The 14,067-nt window shown below is 54.6% G+C and carries 15 protein-coding genes and 1 pseudogene; 6 read left to right on the top strand and 10 right to left on the bottom strand.

From position 1 onward, the window contains the following. Window positions 1–268: pseudogene (locus tag ACJROR_RS05795) on the top strand (CCA tRNA nucleotidyltransferase); the annotation flags it as partial. A gap of 31 nt (window positions 269–299) precedes the next feature. On the opposite strand, the gene ACJROR_RS05800 reads toward ACJROR_RS05795, so the two are convergent. The 5 genes from ACJROR_RS05800 to ACJROR_RS05820 all read right to left on the bottom strand — a co-directional run bounded on the left by ACJROR_RS05800 (window position 300) and on the right by ACJROR_RS05820 (window position 5,608). Beyond that, a complete protein-coding gene (locus tag ACJROR_RS05800; protein ID WP_406546259.1) occupies window positions 300–1,253 on the bottom strand; it encodes an undecaprenyl-diphosphate phosphatase in 954 nt (317 codons plus the stop codon). 78 nt (window positions 1,254–1,331) lie between these two features. Further along, window positions 1,332–1,904 (bottom strand): 2-amino-4-hydroxy-6-hydroxymethyldihydropteridine diphosphokinase, encoded by a 573-nt coding sequence (gene folK, locus ACJROR_RS05805; RefSeq protein ID WP_406546260.1) that lies wholly within the window; start codon window positions 1,902–1,904, stop codon window positions 1,332–1,334. After that, complete coding sequence (locus ACJROR_RS05810; RefSeq protein WP_406546261.1) at window positions 1,897–2,334, bottom strand: dihydroneopterin aldolase; 438 nt, start codon at window positions 2,332–2,334, stop codon at window positions 1,897–1,899. The genes folK and ACJROR_RS05810 overlap by 8 nt, the downstream gene beginning before the upstream one ends. Then, window positions 2,324–3,346, bottom strand: a complete 1,023-nt coding sequence (tsaD, locus tag ACJROR_RS05815) for a tRNA (adenosine(37)-N6)-threonylcarbamoyltransferase complex transferase subunit TsaD (RefSeq protein ID WP_406546262.1) — start codon at window positions 3,344–3,346, stop codon at window positions 2,324–2,326. The genes ACJROR_RS05810 and tsaD overlap by 11 nt, the downstream gene beginning before the upstream one ends. Window positions 3,347–3,466: 120 nt before the next feature. Beyond that, window positions 3,467–5,608, bottom strand: a complete 2,142-nt coding sequence (locus tag ACJROR_RS05820; protein ID WP_406546263.1) for a diguanylate cyclase domain-containing protein — start codon at window positions 5,606–5,608, stop codon at window positions 3,467–3,469. 541 nt (window positions 5,609–6,149) lie between these two features. Between ACJROR_RS05820 and rpsU the strand changes: the two genes are divergently transcribed. The 5 genes from rpsU (at window position 6,150) to ACJROR_RS05845 (ending at window position 10,265) form a co-directional block, all read left to right on the top strand. Beyond that, a complete protein-coding gene (rpsU, locus tag ACJROR_RS05825; RefSeq protein ID WP_406038682.1) occupies window positions 6,150–6,365 on the top strand; it encodes a 30S ribosomal protein S21 in 216 nt (71 codons plus the stop codon). A 30-nt stretch (window positions 6,366–6,395) separates the two neighbouring features. After that, entirely contained in the window at window positions 6,396–6,845 is a 450-nt protein-coding gene (locus ACJROR_RS05830) for a GatB/YqeY domain-containing protein (protein ID WP_406546264.1), read from the top strand. Window positions 6,846–6,951: 106 nt separating this feature from the next. After that, entirely contained in the window at window positions 6,952–7,857 is a 906-nt protein-coding gene (locus ACJROR_RS05835; protein ID WP_406546265.1) for an ion transporter, read from the top strand. 209 nt (window positions 7,858–8,066) lie between these two features. Then, window positions 8,067–8,285, top strand: a complete 219-nt coding sequence (locus tag ACJROR_RS05840) for a cation transporter (protein WP_406038688.1) — start codon at window positions 8,067–8,069, stop codon at window positions 8,283–8,285. An 18-nt stretch (window positions 8,286–8,303) separates the two neighbouring features. Further along, window positions 8,304–10,265 (top strand): heavy metal translocating P-type ATPase, encoded by a 1,962-nt coding sequence (locus ACJROR_RS05845; protein WP_406546266.1) that lies wholly within the window; start codon window positions 8,304–8,306, stop codon window positions 10,263–10,265. 137 nt (window positions 10,266–10,402) lie between these two features. Here ACJROR_RS05845 and ACJROR_RS05850 read toward each other — a convergent pair whose 3' ends face one another. The 5 genes from ACJROR_RS05850 to ACJROR_RS05870 form a co-directional block, all read right to left on the bottom strand. Next, complete coding sequence (locus tag ACJROR_RS05850) at window positions 10,403–10,765, bottom strand: hypothetical protein (protein WP_406546267.1); 363 nt, start codon at window positions 10,763–10,765, stop codon at window positions 10,403–10,405. Then, window positions 10,765–11,199 (bottom strand): flagellar export chaperone FliS, encoded by a 435-nt coding sequence (gene fliS / locus ACJROR_RS05855; RefSeq protein ID WP_406038694.1) that lies wholly within the window; start codon window positions 11,197–11,199, stop codon window positions 10,765–10,767. Before fliS ends, ACJROR_RS05850 begins: the two co-directional genes overlap by 1 nt. A gap of 191 nt (window positions 11,200–11,390) precedes the next feature. Further along, window positions 11,391–12,890, bottom strand: a complete 1,500-nt coding sequence (gene fliD / locus ACJROR_RS05860; protein WP_406546268.1) for a flagellar filament capping protein FliD — start codon at window positions 12,888–12,890, stop codon at window positions 11,391–11,393. 92 nt (window positions 12,891–12,982) lie between these two features. Further along, the gene (locus ACJROR_RS05865) at window positions 12,983–13,510 is read right to left on the bottom strand and encodes a flagellar protein FlaG (RefSeq protein ID WP_406546269.1); all 528 of its coding nucleotides are present in this window, start codon (window positions 13,508–13,510) and stop codon (window positions 12,983–12,985) included. A 406-nt stretch (window positions 13,511–13,916) separates the two neighbouring features. After that, on the bottom strand, window positions 13,917–14,067 hold a 151-nt coding region (locus ACJROR_RS05870; protein ID WP_406546270.1), incomplete at its 5' end, for a flagellin.

Consider the following 14,067-nt stretch of genomic DNA (forward strand, 5'->3'; position numbering starts at 1 on the left):
CAATATATCTGTTCTGGCGGAGTGCCTCACGGCCGATTTCCGGGGCCGCGGCAAGGAGACCCAGAAACATTTCACCGCGAGCTACGATTTGGTGTACATCTTCGCAAGAGCATATAAGATCACCGCAGCCCCGGTGATCCAAGACGGCTTTCAGGGGGCGGAAATCCAGGCCGAGCTTTCCAGAAGGCGGCAGAAGGCCATCAAAACGGCGCAGGACGAGCTTATCAGACTGTGGGAGAAGCTGGGCATTTCGGAGGAGCTTTACTGAGTCCTCCGAAAGCCCGGAAGGCGATCACGCGTCAGGCGGATCCCAGCACGATGAACAGGGTGATCCCCAGAATCATCCGGTAGATCACATAAGGCAGAAGACCGATTCCGGTAAGGAATTTCAGAAAGAGCCGAATCACCAGGAGAGCCACCCCGAAGGACACCAGAGTGCCGATAAGAATCATGAGAACACTGGCGCCGGAAGCCGCATCTCCGGCCTCCCCGTTCCCGAAGACTAGATCCTTCACCCCCATAAGACCGGAAAGAATAATCACCGGAATGGACAGGAGAAAGCTGAAGCGGGCGGCGGTTTCCGGAGCCAGCCTCAGAAAATACCCCGCCGTCATGGTAATGCCGGATCTGGAGGTGCCCGGAATCAGAGCCACCGCCTGAGCAAAGCCGATAATCACGGAAAGAGCAAAGGCTTTGACATTGTCCCGGTTCTTCAGGGTATCCGCAATGTGCCGGACGAAGCTTGCGTTCTCCCTGGGCTCTTTGGCCCCGCCATTCTGAGCCGCTTCATCCTGAACCTTTTCAAAGGTTTTGTTTTCCCGGGCCGGATCCTTAAGCGCCCGGCGGTTATAGATATCCGCTCCTAAGAGAAGGAGACCGAACACAATGGTGGTTACGGCAATCACGTAATCGCTTCTCAGGGAGGTTTCGATGAAATGCTTAAAAAGAAGCCCGCAGAGTCCCACGGGAACCGTGCCCAGCAGCACGCACAGCATCATGCGGCCGTCGGCATCCAAAGGCTTTTTTTTGAAGAACCAGGCAAAAAGGTTTTGCAGCATCCGCCAGAGATCCTTCCTGAAGTAGATAATCACCGCCATCAGGGTGCCCACATGAACGGAGATATCAAATACCAGTCCCTGATCCGGCCAGCCCAGAAGCCGCGAGGGCAGAATAAGATGGGCGGAGCTGGAGACCGGAAGAAATTCGGTAAGCCCCTGAATCACCGCCAGAATAAACGCCTGAAAAAAATCCATGATAAAGTTCTCCTGACTCCGAACGCCATCCCCGTACCGGACGCCATCCGGAGCGCTTAAAATTCAGTTAAATCTGCGTTAAAGCCGGGCGCGGCAGGGTACTCCCCCGTCTCCCGGAAAGTCCCCGATCCGGCCGGAAGCCGGCCCCGCCAGCGCGGCAAGATCCAGTTCCGGCACGGTATCCAGAATTTCCATGCCTTCCAAAGACACCAGATCCCGGAGATATGCTCCCCGGCCGGGCATGATGAAATCGGGACTTAGTTCCAAAACCGGTCTTATGACAAAGGGATATTTGATAAGATCCGAACGGGGGAGCTCCGGGTTTTGGGATACGGTGTCCCCGTAGGTCAGAATGTCCAGATCCAGACACCGGAGAGAAAATGTTTCTCCCGCGGGGGAGATCCAGTTTTGCCGCCCCATCTCGGCTTCGACAGTCTTGGTAAAATCCCGAAGCTCCATAAGCTGAAGTCCGGTATCTCCGGACATGACGGCGTTAAAAAACTCCGGCCCCCGGGCATTGTTGCGGGGCTGGCTCAGATAAACCCGGGAATACTTCGCATCCTTTATTGCCTCCCCGAGACGCCTCACGGCATGGGAAAGACTGGCAACGCGGTTCATATTTGTTCCCAGGGCGATATAGACTTTAGTCATTGCCGCCCCTGAACATTCTCTTTACCCGGACGCCCGCCACAGTGGTCCCCGGCAGGATATCGGGCTTCCGGATCTCCAAGAGGATCCCCTGAAGCCGGGCCCCGAATTCCTCTCTTGAGGCAGCAATGATCCGGCCCGCCAAGTATTCCGCCGTGCCCGCCTTTTGGGCTCCGGCAACGGCGGAAATGATCTCGGCCGCACGGGCGTAGTTCATGGTTTCCGCGATATCGTCATGCTCGAGTGCCCGGGAAAGATCCGTGTAAAGCTCGGCAGAGCAGATCACCCGCTGCGGGTTCACCCGCTCCTCCGGCAGAATGCCGAGAATGCAATTAAGGGTCAGCTCCCTGATAATCACGGCATCCGGTTCCGCTGCGAGACCAAGATCCGCCCTGCTTTCTGCCGCGGTTTCAGCTTTCATATCAGCGGTCATATTTCTGCTCCAGAGTATCAAGAGGCCAGCGGGGCCGGACTGACACCGCAAGATCCGCGCGCTGGCCCATCTTAAACCGGAACATTCCGGCATAGGCGATCATGGCGCCGTTATCGGTGCAGAATTCCGGACGGGGATAGAACACCTCTCCTCCCAGGCTTTCCATCAGAGCCTGAAGTCCGTTTCTGATGCTGCGGTTCGCGCTGACGCCGCCGGCCACCACCAGTCTTTTATAGCGGGTCTGCTTTAAGGCCTTCCCGGCCTTAAGGGCCAGGATGGAGGTAACAGCTTCCTCAAAGGCCCGGGCAATATCCGCCCGGTCCTGCTCCGTATCTCCGGCCTCCCTGATGGTATTGGCGGCGAAGGTCTTCAGTCCCGAAAATGAAAAGTCCAGATTCGGGCTGTCAGCCATGGGCCGGGGGAAATGAAATCTGCCGGAAACGCCCTGCTCCGCCAATTTGGAAAGGAGCGGTCCTCCGGGATAAGGGAGCCCCAGAAGCTTCGCGGTCTTGTCAAAGGCCTCCCCTGCGGCATCATCCACCGACTGGCCCATTATCCGGTAGCAGCCGGGCGCGGACACGTCGATGATCATGGTATGACCGCCGGAGACCAGAAGAGCCAGAAACGGAAATTCCGGACGCCGCTCCTCCAGCATGGGCGCCAGAAGATGGCCCTCCATGTGATTCACCGGAACCGCCGGCTTTCCCCAGGCATAGGCCAGACTGCGGGCCACGGCGGCCCCCACCATCAGAGCCCCCACCAGCCCCGGTCCTGCGGTGTAGGCCACGGCGGCAATATCCTCCGGAGCGGATCCGGAATCCTGAAGAGCCTTCTCGATAAGAGGGAGCGCCTTCTTTATATGATCCCGGCTGGCGAGCTCCGGCACCACGCCGCCATATTCGGCATGCATGGCTATCTGAGAATACAGGGCATTGCTTAACAGCCCTTCCGTGTCATCATATACCGCAGCCCCGGTTTCATCGCAGGAGCTTTCAATTCCAAGAATACGCATTACGGGAGACGCCTCAATAATAAAAAGACAGTGAATTATACCCCGACACCAGCGGATTCAGCAAAATAAACGGCCCCGCTTCCCGGGGGTTCCGGAAAACACCGGGAGCCATCCCCGGCATCATATGCTCCGGGCCGCCTTAAGACGCTTTTTGTCTGCGTACATGATTTTGTCCGCCCGCTGGAACACCGGGGCCAGGGAAGGATCGCCCTCCAGTCTGGCCGCGCCGGCGGCAATGACAATCCCGCCCTCCCGAAGAGCCCGGTCATTATGATCCCGCATTTCCTGAAGCAAATCCTCCAGTCTGGCATAGTCAGATCCCCGAACCAGGGCCAGAAATTCGTCTCCGCCGATGCGGAACAGCTGACTTTGCCGGAAAATCCCCGCGATAATGCCGGCAGCCTCCCGGATATACTGATCCCCGGCCTGATGCCCCTTTCGGTCATTTACTTCCTTGAGGTCATTCACATCCATAATCGCCAGAGCCAGTTCCGGAGCGTTTTCTCCGGCGCTTTCGGCAAGCTGCCGGTCTATGAGGGTTTCCTCCTCCAGATAGGCATGACGGTTTTTCACGCCAGTCAGGGGATCAATCCGGGCCTCCTCCTGGGCCCGAGCCAGACTCATGCGGTACTCCTCTTCCTGTCTTACCTGAGTCTGAACATTAATGACCCCCACAATAAGACGCGGCCCCTCGTTTTCCTCTATCAGCACCGCCTTAAGGAGCGCATGAACCGGAGCATCATCAATGACGAGCTGATAGCGCAGTACAAAAACGCCGCTCCGGCTGATCTCGGCCATAACGCCTTCTCTGGTAAACAGCGCCAGAAAGCGATCGAGATCGCCGGGAAGAATGCAATCCCGGATCCGCTGTCTCGCATGGGCAAAAAACTCCCGGCCCTCCCTGGGCAGGCGCAGGGATTCGTATCCGGCCGGGGAATTGTATTCACGATAAGCTTCAGTGGCGGGATTCACCACGTAAACGCAGATAAAATCACCGGCCAGCGCGCTGAGCCGGGTGTAGGCCACGTGATCCTCGCGGATCTGCTCCATGGCCTTCTGATGCCGGATTTGCTCATCAATGTTCGTTACTCCGATGACAATGAAGCGCTCATCGTCCTTCATGCGGGAGATCTTCATGCTGACATAGCAGGGGGCGCCGTTTCTGAGCAGACGGTAGGTGACAATGAGGGGAGCGGTCTTTTTCAGACTGGCGAGGAGGGTGTCCCGGTTCATGAGCCCGGCGATGCTTTCCCGGTCATCGGGATATATCTGCTCCCCGATGTTACGCTGACATTCGGCAAAAAACTGCTGCCCCTGTCTGACCTCGGCAAGACCGCTGTCCCTTTCATCGGTGTGGTACTCCCGGAATTCCTGAGTTTCCAGATTGACATAAAAAAGCTCGGTGTAGCCCTGAGCCAGGGTCTGGGCAATATGAGTGAACATAATGCCGGAACTGCGGGCCTTTTCATAAGCCTCCCGGGCGGCGGCATTTTCCAGGCGAATCCGCGCAAGCTCCGTAACATCCAGACTCATGCCCAGAAGACACTGTCTTCCGGAGGGTTCCCGGAATTTCAGCTTGGTGGTCTGAAGCTGCCGCCGGTTTCCGGCGGCATCCGGAACATCCTCGAAAAACTCATAAGGCTTTTCCATGGCCAGAGCAGTTTTGTCATCAGCCGCAAAATGCTGCGTCGTTTCCCGGTCAAAAATGTCCGCATCGGTAAGTCCCAGCACGCCTGCAGGACTTTTCTTGCTCGCATAATCCGCAAAGGCCTGATTGCACGCCAGATAAACCCCGGTTTCCGCGTCCTTGGAAAAGGTAATCACCGGCATATGGTTCAAAAGAGTGCTGACAGACTCCTTCTGCTGCCTGAGCTGCTCCGTAAGACTGCTGATTTCCCGGAAGGCGCGCATTTCCGCCGCCTTCAGAAAACAGACAAACAGCATGTCCGCCACAATGCCGAACAGGGAAACCCACACCTTCATCAGGTTTTCCGGTGAAAACCGGATAAAGCTGTGATCCTGGGAAAAGAAGAACAGGGTATACCCGAACATGATAACCGCCGCCACGATGCCGCCCCCGAAGCCGAACAGAGCGGAGCACATCACCAGGCCGGAAATCAGGATCATGTTGGGGTTGGGAATGCGGAAGAACCAGACCAGAAAAATCAGTGCCGCCATCACCGCTATAGCTATGGCGATCCTTTTGGAAAGAGCTATCTCAAGCTGGAGCAGAGTGGAGGATTTATGATGATCTTCTGCCATGGCGGACTCTTGCATTACTGCGGGTTATCGTGCTTCATTCATTGCGGTAACGGCCGAAGGATCTGCGCGAAGTCATCGACGTGCCGCAGCCGGAAGCCTGAAACCATGAAGCAGCTAGCGGATTCTGATAAAAAAGCCCCGGGGAATGCAAGCGCGTTCCGGGATCCCCGCCGGCTTTTTGCATTTCAGTATACTACCCTCCCGGGACTCCCCTCCGGATTATGAGTCCCGTCTCCCGAAAAAATTTGCCCCCGCTCCCATTTATCGGCAGCAAGAAGAAAGCTTTCGTGAAACCGATGAAACCCCGGAAAACTTGGAAAATCCAGCTCAGTCAAGGCTTCATAAGGGCCGGCGGGATTTGTCCTCCGGCGCCGGCGTAACGCTGATATCCGAGGTCATAAGACACCTGCCAAAAAATGCACAAAAACGTTTACTTTATGACCAATTGATATTAAAATCCGCGCAGCGTTTTTTTTCTGCAGCTTCTCTATTCACGTGGAGATCTGCTTAACTTTTGATATTTCTATTGAGGTGATGGCTCATGCCAGTTATTAAAGTACGTGAAAATGAACCCTTCGACGTAGCATTACGCCGTTTCAAGCGCTCCTGCGAAAAGGCAGGCATTCTTGCTGATGTTCGCAGCCGTGAATTCTACGAGAAGCCTACTACCATTCGCAAGCGTCAGAAGGCCTCTGCTGCTAAGCGTCAGGCTAAGAAGCTGGCCCGCGAGAACGCTCGCCACAGCCGTCTCTATTAATTCTTCCGCATTCCTGAGGTCTTGGAGATTATGTCGTTACGCGAAGATTTGAATGCCGCATTGAAGCAGTCTATGCTGGCAAAGGATAAGGAGCGCACTGCCGCTCTTCGTATGCTGCTCTCCGAGGTTAAGAAGACTGAAGTAGATCAGCGGGTTTCTGTGGACGATTCCCTGTTCCTTTCCATCGTGACCAAGCTTATCAAGCAGCGCGAGGAATCAGCAAAGGAATTCGCCGCCGCAGGCCGCGCGGATCTTGCAGATCATGAAAGCTTTGAGGCCAATGTGCTGAAGGCTTTCCTGCCGCCCCAGCTTTCCGAAGCAGAGGTCAGCGATCTGATTTCAGAGGCTGTCAGGGAATCAGGCGCCGCCGGCATGTCCGATATGGGCAAGGTCATGGCCCTTATTAAGCCCAAGGCAGCAGGAAGAACTGATATGGGACTTCTGAGCAAGAAGGTTCGTGAAGCTTTGCAAAAGCTTTGATCGTACTGTTCCCGCCAAAAGGTCGCTTATCGCGGCCTTTTTTTTATTGTCCGGTTTCCCAGAGGCACCGTATTCCGTAAAAAATTTCGCTTCCAAGGAGGTAAGCATGAATCCCGCGCTTAAAAATAAAATACACAGCTTTGTTTACAATAAAAAATTTGAATTGTTCATCATGGGGGTTATCCTCATCAACTGCACCGCTATCGGAGCGGAAACCTATCAGTCCACCGAAACCATCAGGAACATCAATCTCGTCTGTCTCATAATTTACACCATAGAGATTGCCCTGAGATTTATGGTGCGCAAGTCCGTAAAGGACTTTTTCAAGGACGGCTGGAATATCTTTGACCTGTTTATCGTCATTTCCGGCTATATTCCCGAAGACATCTCCTCGAACTCCTCCGTAATCACCGCCGTGAGAGTGCTCCGGGTGTTCCGGATTCTCAAGATCTTCAAGACCAGTCTGGAATTCCGCCTGATTGTCTCGGTTATGATCCGGTCTCTGAAATCCCTGACCTACAATGCCCTGGTGATGTTTATCTTCATGTATGTCTTTGCCATTGCCGGCATTTACTTTTTCAAGCTTCCCAATGCCGCCACCGCTTCTCCGGAGCAGCAGGAGGCCCTGGTAAGGCTTTACGAAATCGCCCCCCATGCGCCGGCTAATTCCGATGATCCCTACGGCACCCTGCCGGAAGCCCTGTTCACCCTGCTCCGCTGCATGACCGGCGATGACTGGACCGACCTCCGCTACAACCTGGTAACCGCCTCCCGGATGAACCTCATTCAGGCCTCTCCAGCTCTGGTTACCGGCTTCCACATTCTCTGGTACATGTTCGCCGCCTTCCTGCTTATCAACCTGGTGGTAGGCGCCGTTATTAACAACTATCAGGAAATCATGGAAAAGGAAAAGCAGAATCTTCAGGAGCTCAAGAAGAAATACAAGGGTCTGCCGCCGGAGGATAATCCGGATCCGGAAAAGCTCCCGGAAAACGCCGGAGAACAGGCTTAACCTGAGACAGAAAACTTACTGAAACTGAGAAGATACCGGAGCCTAGCTCCGGTATTTTTTTGCTTTCAGGAAGCCTCCAAAAGCGTGCCCCGGCGCCGCCTAAAGCATTACCCTCCGAAAATGCATTTGCCGCCGCCGGATTTTGCCGTTATAATGAAACTGTTGAGCATTTGTGCAACTATTTAATAACTATCAAGGAGACCCTCCCTATGGAAAAGCTCTTTAAAATCAAAGTCGACTGCGCCCATTGCGCCCTCAAAATGGAAGCCGCCGCCCGCAAAACCCCGGGGATTAAGGAAGCCGAGGTCAGCTTTATGGCTCTTAAAATGCGCCTCGTCTTTAAGGATAACGCCGACCCAGCTGCCGTTGTTGCGGAGGTACGGCAGAACTGCCAAAAGGCGGTACCGGACTCGGACATCATCCTGTAGCAGACTCCGGAGCCTTTTATGAACAGAGAACAGAAGGCGCTTCTTTTAAGAATACTCCTGGCCGCCGGCATTGCCGTACTGGTATCCTTCATTCCCGCAGAGGGCGTTTATCAATTGGGGCTTTATCTCATACCCTTTCTCATTGCCGGGGCCGATGTTCTGGGAAGAGCCTTCCGGGGACTTATAAACCGCCAGCCCTTTGACGAAGCCCTGCTGATGAGCGCCGCCACCCTGGGAGCTCTTGCCATGGCCTTCCTTAAAACCGGCGATTATGCCGAGGCCGTGGCCGTCATGATCCTATATCAGACCGGGGAGCTTTTTGAATCCTGCGCCGTTGCCAAAAGCCGCAAAAGCATTACCGCGCTTCTGGATCTCCGGCCAGAGACCGCCCTGATAAAAAACGAACAGGGGGATCTGATCCCGGTACCGGCTGCCGAGGTGGCTCCGTGCGCGGTAATCACCGTGAAACCGGGAGACCGCATCCCTCTGGACGGCGTCATTACCGAGGGCTGCACCAGTATCAATACCGCCGCTCTTACCGGAGAAGCCCTGCCCCGGGAGGCCGGCCCGGGCTCCGGAGTGTATTCCGGAACCCTGAATCTCAGCGGACTTATCACCGTAAAAACCACCAAAAGCTTCCAGGACTCCGCCGCCAGCAAAATCGTGGAGCTCATCGAGGAGGCCGGACTCCGAAAATCATCCTCCGAACGCTTTGTTACCCGGTTCGCCCGGGTCTATACTCCTCTGGTAACACTGGCCGCCCTTGCTCTCGCTCTCCTGCCCCCCTTTATTCTGATGCTTTCCGGGGAACCCGGAAACTGGAGCGAATGGTGCTACCGGGCGCTCACCTTCCTTATCATAAGCTGTCCCTGCGCTCTGGTGATAAGTGTGCCCCTGTCATTCTTCGCGGCTTTGGGCGGGGCGTCCCGGCAGGGCATTCTCATTAAGGGCTCCTCGTTTATGGAAAGCCTGGCCCATGCCGGAACCGTGGTTTTTGATAAAACCGGCACGCTTACCAGGGGTACCTTTGAGGTTACCGGGCTTTATCCTGCGGGAGTTACCGCGGATAAGCTCCTCATGACTCTGGCCCATGCGGAAAGATTCTCGCAGCACCCGGCGGCCCGGGCCATAATAAGAGCCTATGGCAGGAAGGACTTCCCTTATGAAACACTCTGTGTCCGGGAAATCCCGGGCCGGGGCGTAAGCTGCGCCATCCCGGGGCTTTTCGGGGATCAAGAAAACGCCGCGCCCGTGCTGGCCGGGAACCGGCTTTTCCTGCAGGATAACGGAGTGCCCGCGCCGGAATGCCAGCATCATGGCACGGTAATTCATGCGGCAATCCGGGGACAGTATCTCGGTTACGCCGTGCTCTCGGACACCTTAAAGGACGGAGCCCGGGAAAGCATCAGGGATCTTCGCGCTCTCGGAATATTGCGTCTTGTCATGCTCACCGGGGACACTTCCGGAGCCGCCCGGGAAACAGCCGCCAGTCTGGATCTCCCGGAATATCATGCGGAGCTTCTTCCCAAGGACAAGCTTAAGATTCTGGAGGAGATCATAAGAAGCTCCCGGAATAATGACGCTGGCACGCCCCGTAAAAACGACAGGGTGATCTTTGCGGGAGACGGCATTAACGATGCGCCGGCTCTCACCAGAGCGGATGCGGGCATTGCCATGGGGAGCATGGGATCCGATGTGGCGGTGGAAGCGGCCGATGTGGCGCTCATGGATGACGATCCCCGAAAAATCCCCCTGGCCGTCGGAATTTCCCGGAAGTGTCTCCGCATTGTCCGGGAAAACATTATCCTCACCATCGGCATCAAGGCGCTGTGTCTCCTTCTGGGAGCCCTGGGACTGGCCGGACTCTGGCTTGCCGTATTCGCCGACGTGGGGGTGATGATTCTCGCCGTGCTGAATGCTCTGAGATGCTTTCTTACCGGAGATGTCCTCAGAAACGCCAAGACAGCGCCGGAAGGATAAAGATTACTGAGAAAAACAAAGGGGAGGAGAAAAGATAGTGGGCATACGCACGGGAGTATGGATGTAAGAGTGGGTATGAGAGAGAGGAGAGGGAGAAGGGAAGAAAAATGGAGAGCAGAAAAAGACAACCGCCTGCATCAGCCCCATCTGTGGCCGTCGTTCATTTTGTAGCTGTGAATTCCCCTGGCAGACCTCCGAAACTTGAGAAGCTCGGTCTGGGTTTCCTCCCGGCGGCGGGAGCATTCCTCCTGAAGAGCCTGCATGCGGCTTTCCAGAGAGCGGAGCTCGGGCTCCCTGCCGTCCCGAACCAGTTCATCCACCACTGCCGGCATCTTCTGAGAAAAGGCGCTGATTTCCTTTGCGATCTCCGGGTAATTGCCGTCAAAATCCGCCATCAGGGCTTCCGCCTTGCTAAGATGCCGCATAAGAACAGTGAGAGCGCTTTCCTCCGGACTTCCGGCGGAAGCTGCTTTATCTGTCATATCCCCGGCATCTGACATCAGTTTGCTCCTTCGGCAGAATCCAGACGGGCTCTTTCCGCAAAGGCCTTTTCCTTGTCCTCCAGGGAAATGCCGTCCCAGGCCTGCTTAATGGGCATCAGGAGCTTAATAACCTCATCCAGAGGCGCGGTATCCAGCTTGAGGGAGGCATCCAGAAGCCGCTGCTTCACATATTCATAGAGATCCATAAAATTCTGGGAGATCTCCCCCTGACTCATGTCAAGGCCGGTCTCCAGGCCCGTGACGATGGCAATGGCCTTTTCAATGCGATCTGCCTTGTAGGCGTAATCCTTTCTTTCGATGGCGCCCTTGGCCTGAGCGATTCTCTGAAACAGCCCCTCATAAAGCATGGAAATTATCCGGTGAGGATCAGCAACGGAAATCTCAGCTTCCAGATTAGTGGTTTTATATGCCTTTAAATTACGTCCGTACATACATGCTCCGTCAGGGATCTGTCCCGCATTAACCGAAATTCTTCATTTTTCAGCCGGGAATCAGCCGGCAATCCTTACCCGGTCTTTCCCGCTGCTCACGAAAAAATACAGCACCGCGCCGGTGCTGCATTATAGCTTATCCTGTCATTTAAAAACCCAAGCAAAGACGCATATTCAGCAATCAGAGCTCATCATGACGAAGATTTCTGCGAATTGTTATAGTTCATGGAGCTCAATGCCGAAGACAGATACGACAGCGAGGTATTCAGGGTGCCGATCATGGTATCCAGGTTGCCGTAGCGGTTTCTCAGGGATTCCTCATACTTAGCCAGATAGGTGGAATTGGCATTTTCCTGATTCTCAATGCTTCTGAGCTCGGAGTTCAGGGAGTCCTTCCGGAGATCCAGAATGCCGCCGGTCTTGGTGTAGGTTTCCAGATTGGAGGACAGCTTGCTGCAAACGCCGTTTTTGCCTGTAAATGCGGCCACTACCTGATCATACTTGTTCTTGATGGCATCCTCGAACTTTTCGGAATTTACCGACAGGTTGCCCTTGTTATCAATATCAAGCCCGAGAGAGAACAGACTGAGACCATTGGATTCCCCGCCCACGGTGAAGGAGGTCAGGAGATTGGACATGGCATTCTTAATGGTCTTGCCGGTGGAATCGCCTGCCAGATAGCCGCCGTCGTCATTGCTCTGACCGTTGGTATAGGTATTGCTCTTGGTCAGATTATCCAAATTGGTTCTGAGCTCGTTGTAGGTGCTGACAAACTCGTTCATCATTTTTTTGAGAGAGCTGGTGTCAGTGGTGATATTGAGGGTATTGGACTTGAACCCGGTTTCCGTGCCGTTTTCGCCCTCGGTCTTTTCGGTATCGGAAAGACGGTTTACCGTGATCTTGAGGCCCTTGATGCAGTCATCAAAAACATTGGTGCTGCTGGCCAGAGTATCGCCGTCCACATCCAGAAGCGCATCCTGTCCGGCCCGTACCAGGCTCATGGAGGAATCACCGGAAGCCACCTTCTTGCCGTTTTCGTCCGTGGTAATGGAGGCGTTAAAGGCATTCAGGGCTTCATCACCGGAAGCCGTAACAGAAAAGTTGCTGTAGGCCTCGCCGGTTTTGCCGGAATCCAGCACCAGCTTGGCGGTGCCGTCCTGCAGGGTAATGATGTTGGCGGTTACCCCGAAGCTGTCAGCACTGTTATTGATCTTGTTCCGGATATCGTTAAGGGTATCGCCCTCCGCCACGTCAATGCTGAAGGACTTGGCGTCATCTCCGGAACCGATGGCAAAGGAAAGGCTGCCGCCGGTGCCGAAGGTCTGATCCAGAGAATCGAACTTGGTGCTGAAGGCGGTGCTTTGACAAAGCTGCTTCACGGTAAGGTTATAGCTGCCGTTAGCCGCGGAATCCTTGGTCTCCACGTTGAACACGGGATCCGTGGCGCTCTGATTGGAATTAACGGCTCTCTTGTTGAAGGCATTCTCCTTGGTCATTTTGTCCAGGAGCTCCTTAAAGGTCGTAAGGTTGCTCTTCAAAAGACCGACACCGGTGATCTCCAGCTGGGTGTTCTCCTTGCGGGAGGAAATCCGCGAAGTCAGGGTTGCCTTCTTGGCGGCGACGCTGGCTGAAATAATGCTTTCAAAGTCAATGCCGGAAGCCGCTCCTGCCGAAGTTACTGCTGAAACCATAGTATTGTCTCCCCTGCTGATGCTCTATTCACTTGCTAACCCCAAGGCGCCATTCGCCACATTGTTATGTCCGTATCGAATGACGCTCTCTGTCAGGCCTGACTGTCCATGAAAACCCCTTTAAGCTCCTCCTCGGGGGCTTTGCCGCTGAATTCCTGCAAAAGCTCATTGAACTTCTTGGCGATATTGAGGAATTCCTCTCGGGGAATCTGTCTGATGACCTCGTCAGTGGTCTTGTTGGTTACAGTGACCACTACCTCGTTAAGATCCTTGTCCATGGCAAAGCTGAGTCCGTAGCCCGGAATAAGCTGAGAAACGGCTTCGGCCATTTTGTCCAGCTCCTCCTGCTCCTTTTTCTCGTCAATGGGCTCTTTGCGCTCCTCTGCCGCCTTGGCTTCCTCTTCCTCAAGCAGGATAACGCTCTTCTGCTCTTCCACGGCTCTGCCGGCCACCTTGTCCTTGTCATTGACGGCCTTGGCCTGGCTCTGCACTTCGGTTGCTCTGCTGGTCTTTGAATTAGTCTGGGTACTAACAGCCTGATTTACCTCCGGTGCCGGAGAATTCTGGATCTTCCCTTTGGCCAGGAAATCGGCTGAACTGTTAACTACTGCATCAATCATATTTCCACCACCCGTTTCTTATCAAGTACTCAGAGGACTCCCTCCGATTGTTATTATGCTAAAAAAACACTTCAGGACGTACTCTTAGCGGCTGAAAAAATTTAAACTTTAGGACTTTGTTAAAAAAATTTTTCCCGGAATCTCAAAAACGCCGTTCAGATCCCTGAAAACAGCATACGGCCTCGCTGGCACCGTCTCCGTCCTGCGTTTCCGGCATCTCATTCCGGCAAGACCATGCCGCCTCCGGCAAAACCAAAAAAGGCCGGGGAAAAACACCGGCCAAAGGGATAGAGCTCAAACGCTCAAGAGAGAAAAATCTGTTTCCGGGCAGATCCGGAAATCTGCGGCCAACTGTGTGACTATGCCGTCCTGGCTGCCGTTCCTAACCTGCCTTAAGCTGTACCTGTTATGACTGGAGGAGCGAAAGCGCAATCTGCGGTCTCTGGTTAGCCTGGCTCAGAATGCTCTGAGAGGCCTGCTGCAGAATGTTCTGCTGGGTCATGTTCGCAGTCTCGGTGGCGAAGTCGGCATCACGGATGCGGCTCCGGGCATCGGAG

The organism is Succinimonas sp. (genome assembly GCF_045225735.1).
GTDB lineage: Bacteria > Pseudomonadota > Gammaproteobacteria > Enterobacterales > Succinivibrionaceae > Succinimonas.